We start from the raw sequence: 17,427 nt of genomic DNA on the forward strand, positions 1-17,427 counted from the left end.
TCATTGCTAACATTGCATTGATTCGGATCCATGCGGTCCAGACGCCCAAACCTGGTCAGAACCGGAAGGGAGCAGCCACACGGGATGCTCTAGGCAGGCGTGGACTCCGGGTCACCAACTTTTAGTTGTCGTTTTGGCGTTGCTGCCGCTGCCTGAGGAAATCAGGAATCCTGGCTCCGGTTTCAGGGGCGATGTTGGTGCTTGAACTGGGCTGGAATGGTGACACGGCTGACCTGGTGCTGCTGCGCTCTGAGCGATAGGGATTTCCATCAGTAAAGCCCGTAGCAATCACGGTTACGTGAATCTCGCCCTCGAGGCGTTCATCCACTACAGCGCCAACAATGATGTTGGCTTCTGGATCCACCACGTCGTAAATCACCTCTGATGCGGTGGTCATGTCCTCCAGGGTCATGTCCCGGCCGCCGCTGATGTTGATCACGCAGCCGCTGGCACCATCGATGCGAGCTGCTTCGAGCAAAGGGCTGTTGATAGCTGTTTGAGCCGCTTCAACCGCCCGTGATCGACCTGAACCCACACCGATACCCAGCAGGGCAGTACCGGCTTCAGTCATCACGGAGCGCACGTCAGCGAAGTCAACGTTGACGAGGCCTGGGAGCGTAATGATGTCGCTGATTCCCTTCACTCCCATACGCAGTACGTCATCGGCACTACGGAAGGCTTCCTGCAGAGGTGCTCCAGCGATGGCATCCCGAAGCCGATCGTTGGGAATAACGATCAAGGTGTCAACGTGCTCTGCCAGGCGAGCAATGCCTTCATCGGCCTGCCGCATCCTGCGGCGACCCTCAAAACTGAACGGTTTGGTGACGATGCCAACGGTGAGAGCTCCGCTTTCCTTGGCAACTTCGGCGACAACAGGAGCTGCACCAGTTCCGGTGCCACCTCCCATCCCCGCGGCGATGAAGACCAGATCTGCGCCTTGTAATGCCTGTTGAAGATCAGCCCGCGATTCTTCTGCCGCTTTTTGGCCAATGCTGGGATTGCCTCCAGCTCCAAGTCCACGGGTGAGCGTTTGGCCCAACTGCACCCGATTGTTGGCAGCGGATTGAATCAACGCCTGTGCATCCGTGTTTAAAACGCGGTAAGCAACCCCTTCCAGATCGCTCAAAATCATGCGATTGACGGCGTTGCTGCCTCCACCTCCAACACCGATCACTTCGATGCGAGCTGATTGGCTAGGCGAGATGCCCTCTGGGTTCATGGATGATGACATCTCACTGCTGACACTCTCCATATATCTGAGCTTGAACCGCTGTAATCGGTTGCATTATGGAGCTGTGAGTGGGTTTTGCCGACAAAAGTGATACAGGAACTTGATTGTCACGATCGTTTGTGGCCTGAGAGCGTCAACGATCGCTAGCTTTTTTTGCGTTTTTCGGCTTAGGTGCTGGGCGTAATTTCAGTTCAGGTTGGCTTGGATCACTGAGATCCAGGCCTTCATTTGAAGCGCCGCGCAGGTTGGGAGGGAGGCTTTGATTCAGTTGCGCAATGGTCTTGAATTGCTGATCTAACAGGGCTTCATTGGCGCCGAGATAGACAAGACCAAGGGTTTGAATGCGCAGACTGACGCCACCGGCGGGCTCCACCACAATGGTTTTCAGTGGTTGGCCCAGCAGGTCGCGTTGTTGAAGAATCTGGGCAATGACCTCGCGTCGATTGGAAATCCAGCCGTCTACTTTCACCGCACTCGCTGGCTTCTCCCCCCGACTGGCCATGTCCATCGGCATCCACTGAGCCTCGCGGTCCACCATGCCCCGCTCGATTCCTTTGGGGCCCCTACGGGTGGCAGCCGCGATTGGTCGGCGTTCGACGAGTTGGATGTCTAGCCCTGGAGGGAATAGATGCCGCTGAACGGACACCTCTTGCACAGGAAGCTCCCGCATCAATTGGGCCTCGATCTGACCAGGCTCAAGGCTTAAGAGTGATTGTGGAAAGGAGAGGCCTGCCGCCTTCACCACCACCTTTTCGTCCATCCGCTCGCTTCCGCTGATCTGGATTTGTGCTTCGGAGTGCAGGCTCCAGCCAAGGGTGAGCAGAAGCCAGCTCAATCCAGTGGCGGTGAGGAGAAAAAAAACAAGTCGCCACAATTGAATCAAGCGCTCTTGCCTGCGCTCTTGGCGCAGTCTTCGACGCCGTTCCACACCAGGAGGCAGCGGCCCTTGGCTTTTGCGTTTGCCGAGCTTGAGGCCTTTCTTGCTGGAAGCGTCCGGGCTCACAAGTCGCAGCGTGCACGAGACATGAGCTGATCCATCCAACGTCGGGCACGGTCAGCATCAGCAAAGGGCACGTCGAGCTGACGGCCATCCCCAATCAACCTGATACGGCAGCGACCTTGAGATTCACTGGCCAGGGGTGCCTCCCCTGACGCCAAGGCCATCAATTCCACCAATTCCAGGCCCTTGATCACAAAGTGCCCCTCGTCTTGAAATGACCCAGCACTGAAGCTGCTCCAGCGCAGTTCTCCATCCTTGAGTAGTGCTGCGCCGCAGCCATCGAGTTTTGCTAACTCAGACCCTTCGCTCCAGGTTCGGAACAGATTTTGACGACGGCGCTCAAGCCACCCAAGTGCTACGAGCAGCACAAAGGCGACAAGGAGTGGAAGCCAGAGCAGACCTTCAATCATCGCTTGTCTGGATGTTGATTCATTCTCGCGCTGTGTGGACCAGCTGGGCCACTAACTCTGGTAAAGCGATACCACTGGCCTCCCAAAGCATGGGATACATGCTTTGGGAGGTGAATCCAGGCAGGGTGTTGATCTCGTTGAGCCAGATCTCACCGCTGTGCTCATCGTAAAAAACATCCACTCGGGCCAAGCCATAGGCGTGAACAGCCGTGCAAGCCTGCAGGGCAATCGCTTGAACCTGAGCGCTCACCTGGTCGGGAAGTGGGGCTGGAATCAGCGTTTGGCTGCAGCCTTCGGTGTATTTGGTGTTGTAGTCATACCAATCGGCATCAAAGCTGATTTCACCCACCACGGACGCCTTGAGCTGTTGCCGTCCGAGTACGGCGCATTCCAACTCGCGTGCGGAGACCCCACGTTCCACAACGAGGCGGGTGTCATGGCGTGCCGCTTCTTGCAGGCCCGCAAGCAGTTGGTCTCGGTTACGAGCTTTGCTGATCCCAACGGATGAGCCCATGTTTGCCGGTTTGACAAAGCACGGATATCTCAATTCCGATTCGATCCTGGCGATCAGTTTGTTTTGGCGTTCAGGGTGATTGAGGTCCGCAGCGTTCATCCCCACATAGGGAACTTGAGGTAAGCCTGCGGAGGCAAAAGCAGCTTTCATGGCCAGCTTGTCCATCCCTACGGCTGAACCGAGCACGCCGGAGCCCACATAGGGCTGCCCCATCAGGGTGAACAACCCTTGCACCGTGCCGTCTTCTCCGTTTGGACCGTGAAGCACGGGGAACCAAACATCCACGCGGTCGTTGTTGATCGGCAGGGAACGGAAGCCCGCTGGTGGTAGGGGCTGGGGAAGGCTGTCGTCTGCAGGAGGCTGTTTCTGCTCGAGCACGCCGTTTGCAATTTGCTCAGGCCACCAACGCCCCGCCTGATCGATGTAAATCGGAATCACCTCGAAGTGATCTCGATTTTTCCCCTCTTGAAGGGCGTTAATGACCGTGATCGCCGAGCGAATTGACACGGCATGCTCACCGGATGCTCCTCCGAACACAACGCTAATGCGAACGGGAGAAGAGGGCATGGTGCGGCCGTTCATTCAAGAAGCGAACTTGAAAGGTATCAGTTGATCACAGGTGTGCCAGTGAGCGAGAACGAGCGAACTTGATCGATTCGAACATCGACCAGATCTCCTGCACGATGTGTGATGCCGTTAGGGGATTCAGCTGAGAAGAAGGTCAGCCTGTTGGTGCGCGTCCGCCCCATGAGCTGGCTTGGATCTTTGGGATTGATCCCCTCTGCAAGCACTTGCTCGATCCGACCGGCATAGCGAGCATTCCGCTCTTTTGCCGTGGTTTCCACAAGAGCATTGATCTCTTGCAGGCGTGCCACTTTGACCTCTTCTGACAGCTGATTGTTCCAGTCCGCAGCGGGTGTGTTGGGTCTTGGTGAATAGGCAGCTGTGTTCACTTGGTCAAAGCCAATCTCTTCAATTAACGCCAGGGTGCGTCTGTATTGCGCATCGGTTTCGCCGGGGAACGCCACGATCACATCAGCACTGACGGCTGCATCGGGCATGCGATCGCGAATGCGATCAATGATGCGGCGATAGCGCTCAACGGTGTACCCGCGGGCCATGGCTTTTAGAAGTTCGTTATCACCGCTTTGAAAGGGGATATGAAAGTGTTCGCACACTTTGGGGAGGTCAGCGCAGGCATCAATCAGGCGCTCGGTGAAATATCTCGGGTGACTCGTGGCAAAGCGCAGGCGTTCGATGCCTTCCACGTGATGCACCTCGTAAAGGAGATCCGTGAGGGTGTGTTGGCGTCGGCCCTCGGCGGTGATGCCTGGTAGATCGCGGCCATAGGCATCGATGTTTTGGCCGAGCAGGGTGATCTCTTTGAACCCACGCGCTGCCAATCCTTCCATCTCCAAAATGATCGAGTCCGGCAGCCGGGATTGCTCCTTGCCACGGACCGAGGGCACGACGCAATAGGTGCAACGTTCGTTGCAGCCGTAGATCACATTCACCCAAGCGCAGGTGCTGCTATCGCGCCTGGCGGTGGTGAGGTCTTCGAGGATGTGATGGTCTTCAGTCGCGACCACCTGTTGTCCTGTTTGGACTTGTGTGAGCAGGGTCTCGAGGCGATTGGCGTGCTGGGGTCCCATGACCAAATCCAGCTCTGGCACTCGGCGCAGTAAGGACTCTCCCTCTTGTTGAGCGACGCAGCCAGCCACCACCAAGGTGAGATTGGGATTGGTTCGCTTGCGGATGGCCTGGCGACCCAAATAGCTGTACACCTTTTGTTCGGCGTTGTCGCGAATGGTGCAGGTGTTGTAGAGAACGAGATCGGCGTCCAGTTCAGCATTGGCTTCCTGATAGCCCATGGTTTCCAGGATTCCTGCCATTCGCTCGGAATCGGCTTTGTTCATCTGGCAGCCAAACGTGGTGATCCAGTAGCTGCCGCGCTGCTGCTCATCTCGAGGGGAGGATGCAGGGTTGGTCTTGGTAAGACTGGGATTGGCGGGACTGGAGAGAGCCAAAGCGGGTGGCGATCCTGGAGACCGACGACGGTGAAATCTTCTTTTAGTTTGAGTCACCGTCAGCTTGTGGCGGCTTGGGGATCGGCGTATCAGGACGATGGGCTCGTTTCTTCGGCGCTTTTCTCTTACCAAAGCGGTGCCGCTGGCGATTGGCCGCGGAACCACGGCCCAGGTGGAACATCTCGAGCTCACCTTTGGTGCATCGGCCTGGTCACTCCACGATCGCGCGACCACGACGTACAGAGACCATTCACTCTTGTCAAGACGCCCTAAGTCTTCCCTGCGACGACCCCATCATCGATCGAGCAGACGACCTACCAAAGGTCTTTCTTAATCGTTGAGGGCGGATGAGGGGATTCGAACCCCCGGATGGCGGCACCACAAGCCGCTGCCTTAACCACTTGGCGACACCCGCCGTGTCGGGTAAGAATCTACCAATTGGCCTACTTGTCCTGGAGATGCTCATCGGTCTTTTCCGTAAGCCATCGGCCAACGCAGTGGCCGCCGTTCTCGCCTTGGCCGCCTCTGGTGTGGCACTCACCTTCACCAATCCCTCTTCTGAAGACTTCAAAAGCTATGCGGGCGGCCAACTCGTCTCCTTGATCAGCGACGAGTTGTGTGATGGTGGTTTGCCGATGGTGCTACAGCTTTGGGTGAAAGATTGCCCGCGCTTGATTCTTGATCAGGAGCCAGCGTTGGCGGAGCTGGCTGGTCAATTCAGCCGTCGTCTCAACTTTGGCTTCGCCAGCGTTTACACCACTGAGATTGGTGGACAGGACCTACTCCCCACCTTGCGACTTCCGCAGTATTCGGTCACGACCCTCGGAATCGCCGGTCAATTTGTCATCCTTCACTCCAGCAGTGACGCCGGCAAGATCGAATGATTCCTCGTGTTGGAGATGGCACGCTCAGTGCCTGGATTCCAAGGGGATTGGTCGAGCTGGGTCATGAACGCGTTGGAACGCCCGCGCCGATCACCCGCGCCGATGGCCTTTGTGCCCTGCAGGTGTTCTGGCGTGAGGGACGGATTGTGCAAGTGCAGCCGCTTGATGAGGGGGCAGCGGAACCGGATGGGATGTTGCTTCCCCGTCTGCTGGAGCCACATGCTCACCTTGATAAGGCGTTTAGTTGGAGCCGCTACCCCAACCTCAGTGGGACCTATGCCGGAGCGATGGCGGCCAACTTCAGGGAACATCAGAGTCGAACCCTGGAGGTGGTTCAAGAGCGCTTTGAGCGCGCCATGCAGTTGGCTTGGCGTCATGGTCTGCGTGCTGTGCGCACCCACATCGACAGCCTGGGGCCTGGTGCCCAGTGCAGCTGGGACGCCATTCTTGAAGGATCGTCCCGTTGGCAAGATCGGGTGAGGGTTCAGCCGGTTGCCTTGGTTCCGGTTGCGCATTGGAGCAGCTCAGAAGGGGAACAGCTGGCGGCTCGGGTGGCCGCTTCCGGTGGCTTGCTTGGCGGTGTGATCACCCCCCCCTGCGCTGGGCGTTCAGATCGCCAGGCGCTGCGGAACCTTTTGGCGCTGGCCGATCGGCATGGATGTGGGGTGGATTTGCACATCGACGAAGCCAGCTCTGATCCTGCTGCCGGGATGTTTCAGCTGATGCGCGTTCTCAAGCGGATGACCGTTTCAGTGCCGATCACCTGCAGCCATGCCAGCAGTCTGTCGCTGCTCAGAGCGTCTGCTTTGCAGCGGCTTGCTGAACGGATGGTGCGTCACAACGTTCAAGTGGTGGCGCTGCCCCTGACCAATGGCTGGCTGTTAGGTCGGCAGGATTTCAGGACGCCTTTGCAGCGACCTTTAGCTCCGATTCGTCAGTTGCAGAGGGCCGGGGTGTGTGTGGCCGTCGGCGGTGACAACGTGCAAGATCCATGGTTTCCGGCTGGCAACTTCGACCCCTTGGCTTTGATTGCCGCGAGCCTGGCTCAGGCTCAGCTGGCTCCCTGGGAACGCTTGGGTCTGTCGCCGTTCACAACCGCGGCAGCTCGATTGATGGAGATGGAGTGGGACGGGGTGATCCGGGTGGGTGCACCCGCTGATGCGATGCAGCTTCCTGTTCAAAGCTGGGCGGAAGCCTTGGCGGCCCCTCCGCAGCGTCGGCTGTTGGTGCGTGGGGTGTGGGTGCAGGATTGAAGCTGAGGATCACCTCAAGTCAGCCCTGAATCGCCATGGTCTTCGATGCTTTGCACAACGAGCTGGCAGCCATTGCCGATCTCCGCTTGCTGACGAGTCCAGCGGATTTGGATCGCTATTCCCGCGATGCCTACGACTACTCACCAGTGCTGCGAGAACAGCTCAGCCAATGCCGCGCTGATCTTGTTGTCAGTGCGGTTTCAGTGCCGGCGGTACAAGCGGTGGCCGCGGCGTGTCATCGCCATGGCGTACCGCTGACCTTGCGTGGAGCGGGAACGGGTAATTACGGCCAGAGCGTCCCATTGAAAGGGGGCGTAGTGCTCTTGATGGATGCGTTGCGCGAGGTGCGTTCCATTGATTCGGTGTCTGGTGTGGTGACCGTGGAATGCGGTTGCTTGATGCGCGACCTGGACCGCGCCTTGGCTGTTCATGGCAGGCAATTAAGGCTGTTCCCAAGTACATGGCGCAGTGCCACGATCGGTGGCTTTATCAGCGGCGGATCAGGGGGGATCGGTTCGGTGCGTTGGGGATTTTTGCGCGATCCGGGCCACCTCCTCGGCCTGGAGGTGGTGACGATGGAGGCCTCACCGCGGCTGTTGCAACTCGAGGCTGCGGAGGCGGAAGCCCTGAATCACGCCTATGGCACCAATGGCATCATCACGGCGCTCACGCTCTCCACGGCGGCGCGGGTGGCGTGGCAGGAAGTTGTTGTGGATTGTCCCGACTGGACGACGGCGGTGGGACTGGCCCAGCGCTGCGGTCAAGCAGCGGTTGAGTTGAACCTCTGTACCGTTTTGCAGTCGGCGATTGTGGATCGTCTCCCGTCGTGGAGTGGTCCCGCACGAGGGCAGCACCGACTGCTGTTGTTGGTGGCCCCCGATGGGGTGAGCACGATTGAACGCTTGGCGAGCTCTGTGAAGGCGGAAGTGCAGGTGCTCGGGCAAGAGGAGAACCATCAGGGCAATGGCCTCCGCGAGTTGAGCTGGAATCACACAACCCTGCATCTGCGTAATCACGATCCCAACTGGACCTATCTGCAGATGCTGCTGCCTCAGCCTGAACTGGTCTGCATGGAGGCGCTCCAGCAGCGCTGGGGCGCTGATCTCGTGTGGCATCTCGAGGCCGTGCGTCAGCAGGGGGCCTTTCGCTTGGCGGCTCTGCCGGTGGTCTATTGGAGAGGAGCGAAGGCTCTCCAAGACTTAATCGACGACTGTCGAGCCCAGGGAGCCTTTGTGTTTAACCCCCATGTGCTCACCGTTGAGGGAGGCGGCCTGGGAGTGATCGATGGCGATCAAGTGGCAGCAAAGCATCGCCACGATCCTGACGGTTTGCTCAACCCAGGAAAGCTGGGGGGATTTTCCGCGTGATCAGCAATCCAGGCTGTCGCGTGTTGCAATACCGCTTGTGGGATTCACGCCATCAGCGTCCTGACAAAGCCGGCGTTGATCTTCCCGATCCAACAGGGCATCACTGAAATCAGCCCCTTCGATGTCTGCACCGGCAAAGCTGCTTCCGGAAGCGATCACGCCGATGAGCAAGGCATCGCGTAGATCCGTTTTGGAGAAATCAGCGCGATCCATCAAGGCATCACTGAGGTCGGCGCCATGGAAATTTGCCCCAGAGAATTCTGCTTGGGTAAAGATCGTTCCTTGCAGGTTGGCGTCGCTGAAATCTGCGCCTTTTCCGGTCGCTCCAGCGAAGGACGTGTTGAAGAGGTTCTGGCCATGAAAATCACCACCGCTTTGGTTGGTCAGGGTGTAATCCACGCGCTCTTGGAACAAGGCTCGATCTTGGAGCCCCACACCGGTGGAGGTATCGAGAGCGATGACAGGGAATGACAGCGCTGTCATGACCGCCAGCAGAACCATCGCGAACAGGGAGCGCAGAATCTGGTTGCGCATGACGGATGCATTGAAAGCTGACCTCACTCTGCCGTTCGTGCACGCTGAATGGATCGTGGCTTAGCGACTGGCCATAGAGGATTGAGTGGAGCTCTTTATCCCTAGGGCTCTTTCAGAACTCCTTCTGCCAATAACGATCCAATCAAATACAAGGAGCCTGCAATCACAGGCGTTGGCTTCGGTTTGTCTGCATCGTTCTTGAACAGGCTGAGGAGAACGTCCTCAATGCTTGAGGCGCTCTTCAGTTGATGTGCATGCGTTGGGCAGATCTCGCTCAATTGATCGGCTGTCCAGCTCCCATGCCCTGGCACCGGAACGATCCAGGCTTCATCGTTTGGCTCCAACAAAATCCTGAGCATTTCCGGGGCTTGCTTGTGGGCCTGAATGCCAAGAATCCAGATCTGTTGTTGCCCTGACTGGTTCCAGCAACGACGCTCGAGCGCGAGCTGCTCAGCCGCATCAGGGTTGTGGGCTCCATCCACGCGCACAAACTGGTGGTTCCAGTGCAGTGTTTGAAGCCGTCCAGGCCAACGGGCCTGGGCCAGCCCTCGCTGGATCTGCTCCTCTGTGATCGAATTGCCAAGTGCATTCATCCGTCGTAACGCTGCACGGGCAACGGCTCCATTACGCCGTTGAAGATGTCCAGGTAGCCCTAGCTCCCATTCATCTGGGAGGGGCTCCACCCACTCCAACGTTGCGCCCATCTCTTGGCTGCGCGCTTCCAAGACCTTGGTCACCGCTTCGTGTTGAGGGGCACTGATCACATGGGCTCCAGGGCCGATCACCGCTGCTTTTTCGCCGCTGATGGCGGTTAAGGAGTGCCCGAGATGCTCGCAGTGATCCATTCCGATCGAGCCAATGGCGATGAGCGGTCGATAGGGATGGGCCGTTGTGGCATCCAGTCGCCCTCCAAGGCCTGCTTCTAGGACGAGCCAATCCAAGGCGTTGGCTTCAAAATGGACAAGGGCAGCGCTGATCAGCTGCTCGAACGGGGTCAGGTTGTGATCCCATGCCACCGGTTGGAGTTGTTTTAAACGTTGGCGCAGTTGAGCTAGCTCAATCTGCTGCTGGTTAACGCAAATCCGTTCACACCAACTGGTGAGATGGGGAGACGTGGTGAGGCCAGAGCGCAGACCTGCTGCCGTCAGCCCGCTGTGAATCATGCAAGCGATCGACCCTTTGCCATTGGTGCCGACCACCTGCACGGCGGGAACATCAGCACAGGGGTTGGCTAGATCGTTGAGAGCCGTCTGCATCCGTTCAAGCGATAGATCCATTCCCCGCTGCTCGAACGGCGAGAGCAAGTCCGCCAATTCATCGATGGGATCGGCTTTGGGATCGACCTTGGAGCGGGTCACGCGTTCAGCAGTTCCAGCGTGCGTTCAAGGCGGGAGAGCAGCTCTTTTACCTCTCGGCGATCGATCACTAAGGGAGGAACCATCCGCACCACTTTGGATCCGGCAGGAACGAGCAAGAGTTTTTGAGCTAGAGCTGCTTTGACAACGGCAGCAGCATTGAGATCGCAGTCCTCTCGAATGACCAAACCCTGCAATAACCCCCAACCTCGGGCGTCCTCAAGTTGTCCAGGAAAGCGTTGAATGAGCTGGTGGAGTCCAGCTCTTAATTGCTCACCCCGTTCGGTCACGTTGCGGAGCAGCTGTCTCCGTTCCAATTCGCGCGCGACGGTAAGACCAGCGCGACAAGCAAATGGGTTGCCGCCAAACGTACTGGCGTGATCTCCGGGGGTGAATAGGTCGGCATGTTGGGTTGTGAGAAGGGCACCGATCGCATGGCCACCACCGAGCCCTTTCGCCAGGGTGATCACATCCGGTTGGACATCCAGTTGCTCGTAGCCCCAGAGCCTGCCGCTGCGACCCATCCCCACTTGAACTTCGTCAAAGATCAACAGGATGTTGCGTTCATCGCAGTGGCGACGAATCGCACGGAACACATCGGGATCTCCCGGATTTACACCACCTTCGCCTTGGAGTGGTTCGATCAGCACAGCGCAAACCCGTGGACCATCGGCCTCTAGGCGATCTAAAAGCTGTTCAAAGCTATTGATGTCGTTGTAAGTGAAGGTCTCAAACCCCTCCACCATCGGCTCAAACCCCACGTGATAGCGAGGTTGTCCAGTGGCGCTCACCGCAGCAAGCGTGCGCCCATGGAAGCTTGCGGCTGCCGTCAAGATGACGGGCCGTTCGATCCCCCGCCGTTGATGGCCATGTTTGCGGGCCAATTTGATGGCCGCTTCATTGGCTTCCGCACCGGAATTGCAGAAGAACACACTGTCAGCGCAGCTGTTGGTTACGAGCCAACGGGCCAGCTCTTCCTGCTCAGGAATTTCATAGAGATTGGAGACATGCTGGAGGCGGCTGAGCTGATCCTTCAGGGCCCGCCGCAGTGCACGGTTGCTATGGCCGAGGGTGCAAGTGGCAATTCCAGCTACGGCATCGAGGTAGCGATGGCCTTTGTGGTCACGGACCCAGCAACCTTTCCCACGCACCAGGGTGAGCGGGTAGCGGTTGTAGGTCCCCATCACAGCAGTTGAGGACGACTCCTTGATACCAGTGGTTTTGGGGGATGTGTTTACCATTTCGCCCGACTGTTGACCAGTGGCCTTCGTTCTTCTATTGAAGCTGACCGCCCTTGATGGCATGGGTCACGGATCAGCAAATTGCCCATTTAATGGGTGGGATCATCCCGGTTAGGTCATACAGGTGGTCGGACTTGAACCGACAAGGGTTTCCCCGCCGCATTTTGAGTGCGGTGCGTCTACCAATTCCGCCACACCTGCTCGTTCGCGTCTCCAGACGCTCAAGGGCCTTCAATGGATTGAGGACTCTCCAAATACCCTACACGTTTTGGACCTGAGGCTCACTCAGGGTGTGCGCCTGGTCAATTTGGCTCCAGCACGGCCAAGCTTCGCTTCGATATCGGCGTAGCCACGGTCGAGGTGGTCGAGGCCGCTCACGTGCGACTTCCCTTGCGCCACCAGTGCTGCCAACACCATGGCGGCGGAGGCTCTGAGATCGGTGCCATTCACTGGAGCCCCGCTGAGTGCGGACACACCTTCCACAACAGCAGTGTTGCTTTGAACCCTGATCGAGGCACCCATGCGCTGTAGCTCTGCGACGTGCTGCATCCGGTTTTCGTAGATTTTTTCCGTGATCACACTGGTTCCCTGAGCCGTGGCCAGTAAGGCCATGAACGGTGCTTGAAGATCGGTGGGAAAACCAGGGAACGGTTGGGTGGTGATGTCGATCCCCCGGATCTCCCCGGGAGTGATCGTGATCCCTTCCTGATCAATGTCAAGTTTGCAGCCACAGTCGCGCAGCTTTTGCAGAACGGCAGTGAGATGTTCAGGGATCACGGGAGCCACTCTGAGCTTGGAGCGGGTGATGGCAGCAGCAAGCAGGAAGGTGCCGGCTTCAATCCTGTCGGGGATCACCGTGTAATCACAACCGCTGAGTTGACCCACACCTTCAACAGTGATGGTGGGTCCACCGGCACCGCTGATTTTTGCGCCCATGGCAATCAGCAAGTTGGCGAGATCTTGTACTTCAGGCTCCTGAGCTGCATTGGAGATCACGCTTGTGCCTTGAGCCAAAGCTGCAGCCATCAGAACGGTTTCTGTGGCGCCAACACTGGGACAATCAAAGACGATGGATGCTCCTTTCAGGCGATGTTGACTGCCTGGAATGGAGGCTGAAATGATGCCGTGCTCAACATTGACAACGGCGCCTAACGCTTTCAATCCGCGGATATGTTCGACCACAGGCCTCGCACCGATTTGGCATCCACCTGGGAGAGGCACCCGTGCAAATCCCATTCGAGCAAGTAGAGGGCCAATCGCAAAAAAACTGGCTCGCAGGCCATTCACCAATTCATAGGGAGGTGCGGCTCCTGTCATCCGATCGGCACGAAGTTGCACCACTTCGCCGTTGCGTTGAACATCCACGCCCAGGGAGGTGAGGATCTCGGACATTCCATCGATATCGGTGAGCGGTGGAACGTTGTGCAGGGTTAGGGGGGCTTCGGTCAGAAGGGAGGCCGTCATCAGCACGAGGGCTGAGTTTTTAGCCCCGCTCACACGCAGCTCTCCACTCAGGATTGTTCCTCCATCAATCTCTAGGTGCGGCTTGAGAATGTCTTGAGACGCAAGAGCCGCTGCCTTCATGCCCGTGTTGCCTAAATTCTCGACCATCTTCACCAACAAGGATGAGACCGTCTAGACGGCCGGCGCTCAAACTGGTTTCGTTGAGCCCCAGATCGTGTCCACGACTTCAAAAGGATGATGTCGTATGTTCTCTAGGTCACCTTTGTGACACTGGCGGTTGTGGCGGAATTGGTAGACGCGCATGTTTCAGGTACATGTGTCTTCGGACGTGGGAGTTCAAGTCTCCCTAACCGCATATTTTTTCCCTTAACCGCATATTCTGTTTGAGTTAGAGCTCTCAACTCGTTCATGATTGTGCTCAAGATTTCCAATTCATCGGAGGTAGTGGCTTCCAAAGTTGGTAAGTTTCTCGAATTTTTAACTCCGGATTCCGTTGATCAAGCCACAGTCGAAGATCAGGTTATTAAAAAATTAGTTGAAAACTTGGCAGCGGAAGGCATCAAGGGTGAGATCGCCGCAGTACAAGGTTTAGATATCAGTGGCCAGGAGCTCAATCTTCAAGAAGGTTTAAAGGTGCGTAAGCACACAAGTTTCTGAGATCGTGTCCTTTGAAGGTCACTCAGAAGAGCTGATCACAAGCCGACGCAATCCTTTGGTGCGACGACTTCGTTCGCTGTCAACTCGTTCAGGGCGAGAAAAACATGGTGTTGTCTTACTAGAAGGAACTCACCAACTTCAAGAACTTCAGAACCATGTTTTGCGTGATTCTGTTCCACTTGATGTTGTTGCAACTCCCGCTTGGTTGGAGATGCATGCTGGCTTGATTCGCACTTTGCCAGGGTTAGTGCGTGTGCACAGGATGAGCGGCGAAGCGTTGCAAGCCGGTTTAAGCACGGTTCAACCCGATGGTGTTGCCTGCTTGCTGCCGCTCACTTGTTTGCCTTCCACGGTTGAGGCTCCCGAATTTGTTCTGGCGCTTGATCGCATCCAGGATCCAGGCAATCTCGGAACCTTGCTTCGCACCGCGCGGGCCGCAGACATCCAGCAGGTTTGGTGCGCCTCCGGTGCTGATCCGTTGGCGCCGAAGGTGGTGCGATCGTCGGCTGGTGCGATCTTGAGCCTGCCGGTGGAGCGCTTTGGCCCTGATCCAGCTGGAGGGGTCGTTCAACTCGCGGAACGACTCACGCAAGCCCGCGATGCTGGGCTTCAAATTGTGGCCACTTTGGTGCCAGACGCAGCAGCAGATCGAAACATTCAGCCCTACTGGGAGTTGGACTGGACCCTGCCCACGGTGCTCCTGCTCGGCAACGAAGGGGCGGGCTTGGATCCGCTGTTGCAGGCCCGTTGCTCCCATGGGGTGACCTTGCCGCACAGCTCAGCTGTTGAATCTCTGAATGTGGCTGTTGCTGCGGTCCCTCTCCTTTTGGAGAGGCGACGGGCGAGAATGACGTCTTCAACGCAGAAGATTGGGTGAGCGACGCCAGTTTCGACTTCGATGTGATCGTTATCGGTGCCGGTTATGGCGGCTTCGACGCAGCCAAACATGCAGCCGATCATGGTCTCAAGGTGGCCGTCCTTGAATCCCGCGATATGGGTGGCACCTGCGTGAACCGTGGCTGTGTTCCCTCAAAAGCCCTGTTGGCTGCCAGTGGTCGTGTGCGTGAGCTGGCTGATGCGGAGCATCTCGCAGGGTTTGGGATTCATGCGGCTCCAGTGCGTTTTGAGCGCAAGAAGATTGCTGATCACGCCAACCAGCTGGTGGCCACAATTCGGGCCAATCTCACCAAAACCTTGGAGCGGGCAGGGGTCACGATCCTTCGCGGTCAAGGCCGGCTTGAAGGACCACAACGCGTTGGGGTGCGTGAGCTCAGCGGCGTGGACCGGGTGTTAACGGCACGGGATGTGATCCTGGCCACCGGCTCTGATCCCTTTGTGCCCCCAGGTATTGAAACGGATGGACGCAGTGTTTTCACCAGTGATGAGGCGGTCAATCTGGAATGGTTGCCCCGTTGGATTGCGATTATTGGCAGTGGTTATATCGGACTGGAATTTGCCGACGTCTACACAGCTTTGGGCTGTGAAGTGACGATGATCGAGGCCTTGGATCGGGTGATGCCCACCTTCGATCCCGATATCGCCAAGCTCGCAGCCCGCAAATTGATCGAGGGCCGTGATATTGATGCGCGCTCTGGAGTTTTGGCTAAATCGATTCAACCCGGATCACCGGTGCAAATTGAGCTGGTTGACATGCAAACCAGAGAGCCCGTCGAGACGTTGGAAGTGGATGCCGTGCTCGTGGCGACCGGGCGTGTTCCCAGCAGCAAGCATCTCAATCTGGACTCTGTGGGAGTGGAGACCAATCGCGGATTCATTCCAGTTGACGACAACATGCGCGTGTTGGTGAATGGTGCTCCTCAGCCCAATCTCTGGGCTGTTGGTGACGTCACCGGCAAGTTGATGCTTGCTCACACGGCCGCGGCTCAGGGTTCGGTTGCTGTCGACAATATTCTTGGTCACCCTCGGCAAATCGATTACCGCAGCATTCCTGCAGCTACCTTTACGCATCCTGAGATCAGTTCTGTGGGCTTATCGGAAGCCGATGCCAAGCAGCTCGCAGGAGAAGAGGGTTTTGAGCTGGGTACGGTGCGGAGCTATTTCAAAGCCAATTCCAAAGCACTCGCCGAATTGGAAAGTGATGGCGTGATGAAGTTGTTGTTCAACAAAACCAGTGGGGAGGTCCTTGGGGCACACATCTTCGGTTTGCATGCCGCTGATCTGATTCAAGAGATTGCTAATGCTGTTGCTCGCCGGCAAAGCGTTACGCAACTTGCCAATGAGGTGCACACGCACCCAACGCTGAGCGAAGTGGTGGAAGTGGCCTACAAGCAGGCGGCTTCAGCGGTGGGGGCTTGAGTCATGGAGATCCGTCGCCGTCCACCCAACCGCAAAGTACAAGTTGCCCATCTCGAGTACGCCGTTCCCCATCAGGACAACGAACCAAGGAACATCCTCGAAAAAATTGTCTGGGAGAAGGATCGCGAAGTTGAAAATGCCCGCCACAAAGTTCCGCTGGACCAGCTGCAACGTCAGATCAATAAGCTCCCGCCCACGCGTGATTTCGTTGCCGCACTTCGCTCTGCTGCAGTGAAGCCAGCGGTGATTGCTGAAGTGAAAAAAGCCAGCCCTAGTAAGGGGGTGATCCGTGAACATTTCGATCCCGCTGCCATCGCTGCGGCCTATGCGGCAGGGGGTGCGAGCTGCTTATCGGTGCTTACCGATAAAACTTTTTTTCAGGGTGGATTTGAGGTTTTGGTGGAGGTGCGTCAGGCCGTTGATCTCCCCTTGCTGTGCAAAGAATTTGTGTTGAGCCCTTATCAGTTGTGCCAGGCCCGGGCCGCTGGGGCTGATGCCGTGCTTCTTATTGCAGCAATCCTCACCGATCAAGATCTTCGTTATCTCCGTAAGGCAGCGGAGGCCCTTGGGCTGGATGTGCTGGTGGAAGTGCACGATTCCACAGAGATGGAGCGCGTTCTTGCTATCGGTGGATTTCCATTGATCGGCATCAACAACCGCGACCTCAGCACGTTTGAAACGGATCTGGCCACGACGGAGCATTTGGTTCAGCAATTCCGTGAGCAGCTGAATCAGCAAGGGGCTGTCTTGGTAAGTGAATCAGGCCTGTTCCAGCGTTCCGACCTCGATCGGGTGCAACAGGCTGGTGCAGCGGCGGTGCTCATAGGCGAAGCCTTGATGCGACAAGAGGATGTTGAGGCAGGCCTTAGAGCGCTGATTTCTGGCTGAATAGCTGCAGCATCAGGGCGATGGGGCTATTTCAACACCCTGTTTCTATGAATTATTGGGGCAGGAGGTGTGATGGTTGTTCCTGAGGCGTGACACCCATGGTTCAGCCGTAAAAAGGGGCGAAATGGCCAAAAAGGACCAATTGATAAATGATTGTGATCGATAAGATGCAATTGATTGGATTGAGCCTCCCGTTACCCAGTTGTTGGTGTATGTGATCGCGTTTCTTGTATGTCTTGAAGGCCTTTGCTTTCTCAAGTGCCTCTACAGCTGAATTTATTTTTTT

17 protein-coding genes, 3 tRNA genes and 1 other RNA gene are annotated in these 17,427 nt (G+C 57.0%); 10 read left to right on the forward strand and 11 right to left on the reverse strand.

The annotated features are described in order from the left end of the window. The first annotated feature begins 19 nt into the window (after positions 1-19). An RNA gene (gene ffs / locus SynPROS91_RS03225) (signal recognition particle sRNA small type) lies at positions 20-116 on the forward strand. 5 nt (positions 117-121) lie between these two features. On the opposite strand, the gene ftsZ is transcribed toward ffs, so the two are convergent. From ftsZ to miaB, 5 genes are all read right to left on the reverse strand, one after another. Next, the gene (ftsZ, locus tag SynPROS91_RS03230; RefSeq protein WP_186518395.1) at positions 122-1,252 is read right to left on the reverse strand and encodes a cell division protein FtsZ; all 1,131 of its coding nucleotides are present in this window, start codon (positions 1,250-1,252) and stop codon (positions 122-124) included. A 112-nt stretch (positions 1,253-1,364) separates the two neighbouring features. Then, complete coding sequence (locus tag SynPROS91_RS03235; protein ID WP_186518397.1) at positions 1,365-2,234, reverse strand: cell division protein FtsQ/DivIB; 870 nt, start codon at positions 2,232-2,234, stop codon at positions 1,365-1,367. Then, positions 2,231-2,641 carry a hypothetical protein gene (locus tag SynPROS91_RS03240; RefSeq protein WP_186518399.1) on the reverse strand — a complete coding sequence of 137 codons (411 nt, stop codon included), beginning with the start codon at positions 2,639-2,641 and terminating at the stop codon, positions 2,231-2,233. Before SynPROS91_RS03240 ends, SynPROS91_RS03235 begins: the two co-directional genes overlap by 4 nt. 19 nt (positions 2,642-2,660) lie before the next feature. Further along, positions 2,661-3,722, reverse strand: a complete 1,062-nt coding sequence (locus SynPROS91_RS03245) for a D-alanine--D-alanine ligase family protein (RefSeq protein ID WP_186518400.1) — start codon at positions 3,720-3,722, stop codon at positions 2,661-2,663. Positions 3,723-3,760: 38 nt separating this feature from the next. After that, the gene (gene miaB, locus SynPROS91_RS03250; protein WP_255439979.1) at positions 3,761-5,092 is read right to left on the reverse strand and encodes a tRNA (N6-isopentenyl adenosine(37)-C2)-methylthiotransferase MiaB; all 1,332 of its coding nucleotides are present in this window, start codon (positions 5,090-5,092) and stop codon (positions 3,761-3,763) included. Positions 5,093-5,279: 187 nt separating this feature from the next. On the opposite strand from miaB, the gene SynPROS91_RS03255 reads away from it, so the two are divergent. Next, a complete protein-coding gene (locus SynPROS91_RS03255; RefSeq protein ID WP_186519842.1) occupies positions 5,280-5,516 on the forward strand; it encodes a hypothetical protein in 237 nt (78 codons plus the stop codon). Positions 5,517-5,524: 8 nt separating this feature from the next. Here the strand turns inward: SynPROS91_RS03255 and SynPROS91_RS03260 are convergent. Further along, positions 5,525-5,597 (reverse strand) — tRNA-His (locus SynPROS91_RS03260). A 43-nt stretch (positions 5,598-5,640) separates the two neighbouring features. Here SynPROS91_RS03260 and SynPROS91_RS03265 point away from each other — a divergent pair. From SynPROS91_RS03265 to SynPROS91_RS03275, 3 genes are read left to right on the forward strand one after another with little or no spacing between them, the layout of a single operon-like run. After that, positions 5,641-6,066 carry a DUF4359 domain-containing protein gene (locus SynPROS91_RS03265; protein ID WP_186518404.1) on the forward strand — a complete coding sequence of 142 codons (426 nt, stop codon included), beginning with the start codon at positions 5,641-5,643 and terminating at the stop codon, positions 6,064-6,066. Continuing rightward, positions 6,063-7,319 (forward strand): amidohydrolase family protein, encoded by a 1,257-nt coding sequence (locus SynPROS91_RS03270; protein ID WP_186518406.1) that lies wholly within the window; start codon positions 6,063-6,065, stop codon positions 7,317-7,319. The genes SynPROS91_RS03265 and SynPROS91_RS03270 overlap by 4 nt, the downstream gene beginning before the upstream one ends. 35 nt (positions 7,320-7,354) lie before the next feature. After that, on the forward strand, positions 7,355-8,686 hold the full coding sequence (locus SynPROS91_RS03275) for an FAD-binding oxidoreductase (RefSeq protein ID WP_186518408.1): 1,332 nt from the start codon (positions 7,355-7,357) through the stop codon (positions 8,684-8,686). Here the strand turns inward: SynPROS91_RS03275 and SynPROS91_RS03280 are convergent, their stop codons facing one another. The 5 genes from SynPROS91_RS03280 to murA all read right to left on the reverse strand — a co-directional run bounded on the left by SynPROS91_RS03280 (position 8,687) and on the right by murA (position 13,400). After that, complete coding sequence (locus tag SynPROS91_RS03280) at positions 8,687-9,220, reverse strand: pentapeptide repeat-containing protein (RefSeq protein WP_186518410.1); 534 nt, start codon at positions 9,218-9,220, stop codon at positions 8,687-8,689. It lies immediately after the preceding gene. A 101-nt stretch (positions 9,221-9,321) separates the two neighbouring features. Next, positions 9,322-10,497, reverse strand: a complete 1,176-nt coding sequence (locus tag SynPROS91_RS03285) for a folylpolyglutamate synthase/dihydrofolate synthase family protein (protein WP_370586791.1) — start codon at positions 10,495-10,497, stop codon at positions 9,322-9,324. A 77-nt stretch (positions 10,498-10,574) separates the two neighbouring features. Further along, positions 10,575-11,816, reverse strand: a complete 1,242-nt coding sequence (locus tag SynPROS91_RS03290) for an aspartate aminotransferase family protein (RefSeq protein WP_186518412.1) — start codon at positions 11,814-11,816, stop codon at positions 10,575-10,577. A 119-nt stretch (positions 11,817-11,935) separates the two neighbouring features. Continuing rightward, positions 11,936-12,017 (reverse strand) — tRNA-Leu (locus SynPROS91_RS03295). Between the two features lie 84 nt (positions 12,018-12,101). Next, positions 12,102-13,400: a UDP-N-acetylglucosamine 1-carboxyvinyltransferase gene (gene murA / locus SynPROS91_RS03300; protein WP_186519369.1), complete on the reverse strand. Its 1,299-nt coding sequence runs from the start codon at positions 13,398-13,400 to the stop codon at positions 12,102-12,104. Between the two features lie 153 nt (positions 13,401-13,553). Here murA and SynPROS91_RS03305 point away from each other — a divergent pair. From SynPROS91_RS03305 to trpC, 5 genes are all read left to right on the forward strand, one after another. Beyond that, positions 13,554-13,635: transfer RNA gene (locus SynPROS91_RS03305), tRNA-Leu, on the forward strand. 53 nt (positions 13,636-13,688) lie between these two features. Further along, positions 13,689-13,937 (forward strand): hypothetical protein, encoded by a 249-nt coding sequence (locus SynPROS91_RS03310; protein ID WP_186518414.1) that lies wholly within the window; start codon positions 13,689-13,691, stop codon positions 13,935-13,937. A gap of 4 nt (positions 13,938-13,941) precedes the next feature. Further along, entirely contained in the window at positions 13,942-14,814 is an 873-nt protein-coding gene (locus SynPROS91_RS03315; RefSeq protein ID WP_186518416.1) for an RNA methyltransferase, read from the forward strand. Continuing rightward, a complete protein-coding gene (gene lpdA, locus SynPROS91_RS03320) occupies positions 14,811-16,253 on the forward strand; it encodes a dihydrolipoyl dehydrogenase (protein ID WP_186518417.1) in 1,443 nt (480 codons plus the stop codon). The genes SynPROS91_RS03315 and lpdA overlap by 4 nt, the downstream gene beginning before the upstream one ends. 3 nt (positions 16,254-16,256) lie before the next feature. After that, the gene (gene trpC, locus SynPROS91_RS03325; RefSeq protein ID WP_186518419.1) at positions 16,257-17,141 is read left to right on the forward strand and encodes an indole-3-glycerol phosphate synthase TrpC; all 885 of its coding nucleotides are present in this window, start codon (positions 16,257-16,259) and stop codon (positions 17,139-17,141) included. Positions 17,142-17,427: the final 286 nt, after the last annotated feature.

The sequence above is a fragment of the Synechococcus sp. PROS-9-1 genome (assembly GCF_014279775.1).
In the GTDB taxonomy this organism is placed as follows: Bacteria; Cyanobacteriota; Cyanobacteriia; order PCC-6307; family Cyanobiaceae; genus Synechococcus_C.

What these genes read in the sequence shown, in the direction of transcription:
- ftsZ (WP_186518395.1), bottom strand. Translation starts at nt 1,252, where the DNA reads ATGGAGAGTGTCAGCAGTGAGATGTCATCATCCATGAACCCAGAGGGC.
- SynPROS91_RS03240 (WP_186518399.1), bottom strand. Translation starts at nt 2,641, where the DNA reads ATGATTGAAGGTCTGCTCTGGCTTCCACTCCTTGTCGCCTTTGTGCTG.
- SynPROS91_RS03245 (WP_186518400.1), bottom strand. Translation starts at nt 3,722, where the DNA reads ATGCCCTCTTCTCCCGTTCGCATTAGCGTTGTGTTCGGAGGAGCATCC.
- SynPROS91_RS03255 (WP_186519842.1), top strand. Translation starts at nt 5,280, where the DNA reads ATGGGCTCGTTTCTTCGGCGCTTTTCTCTTACCAAAGCGGTGCCGCTG.
- SynPROS91_RS03265 (WP_186518404.1), top strand. Translation starts at nt 5,641, where the DNA reads ATGCTCATCGGTCTTTTCCGTAAGCCATCGGCCAACGCAGTGGCCGCC.
- SynPROS91_RS03270 (WP_186518406.1), top strand. Translation starts at nt 6,063, where the DNA reads ATGATTCCTCGTGTTGGAGATGGCACGCTCAGTGCCTGGATTCCAAGG.
- SynPROS91_RS03275 (WP_186518408.1), top strand. Translation starts at nt 7,355, where the DNA reads ATGGTCTTCGATGCTTTGCACAACGAGCTGGCAGCCATTGCCGATCTC.
- SynPROS91_RS03280 (WP_186518410.1), bottom strand. Translation starts at nt 9,220, where the DNA reads ATGCGCAACCAGATTCTGCGCTCCCTGTTCGCGATGGTTCTGCTGGCG.
- SynPROS91_RS03285 (WP_370586791.1), bottom strand. Translation starts at nt 10,497, where the DNA reads ATGGATCTATCGCTTGAACGGATGCAGACGGCTCTCAACGATCTAGCC.
- SynPROS91_RS03290 (WP_186518412.1), bottom strand. Translation starts at nt 11,816, where the DNA reads ATGGTAAACACATCCCCCAAAACCACTGGTATCAAGGAGTCGTCCTCA.
- murA (WP_186519369.1), bottom strand. Translation starts at nt 13,400, where the DNA reads ATGAAGGCAGCGGCTCTTGCGTCTCAAGACATTCTCAAGCCGCACCTA.
- SynPROS91_RS03310 (WP_186518414.1), top strand. Translation starts at nt 13,689, where the DNA reads ATGATTGTGCTCAAGATTTCCAATTCATCGGAGGTAGTGGCTTCCAAA.
- trpC (WP_186518419.1), top strand. Translation starts at nt 16,257, where the DNA reads ATGGAGATCCGTCGCCGTCCACCCAACCGCAAAGTACAAGTTGCCCAT.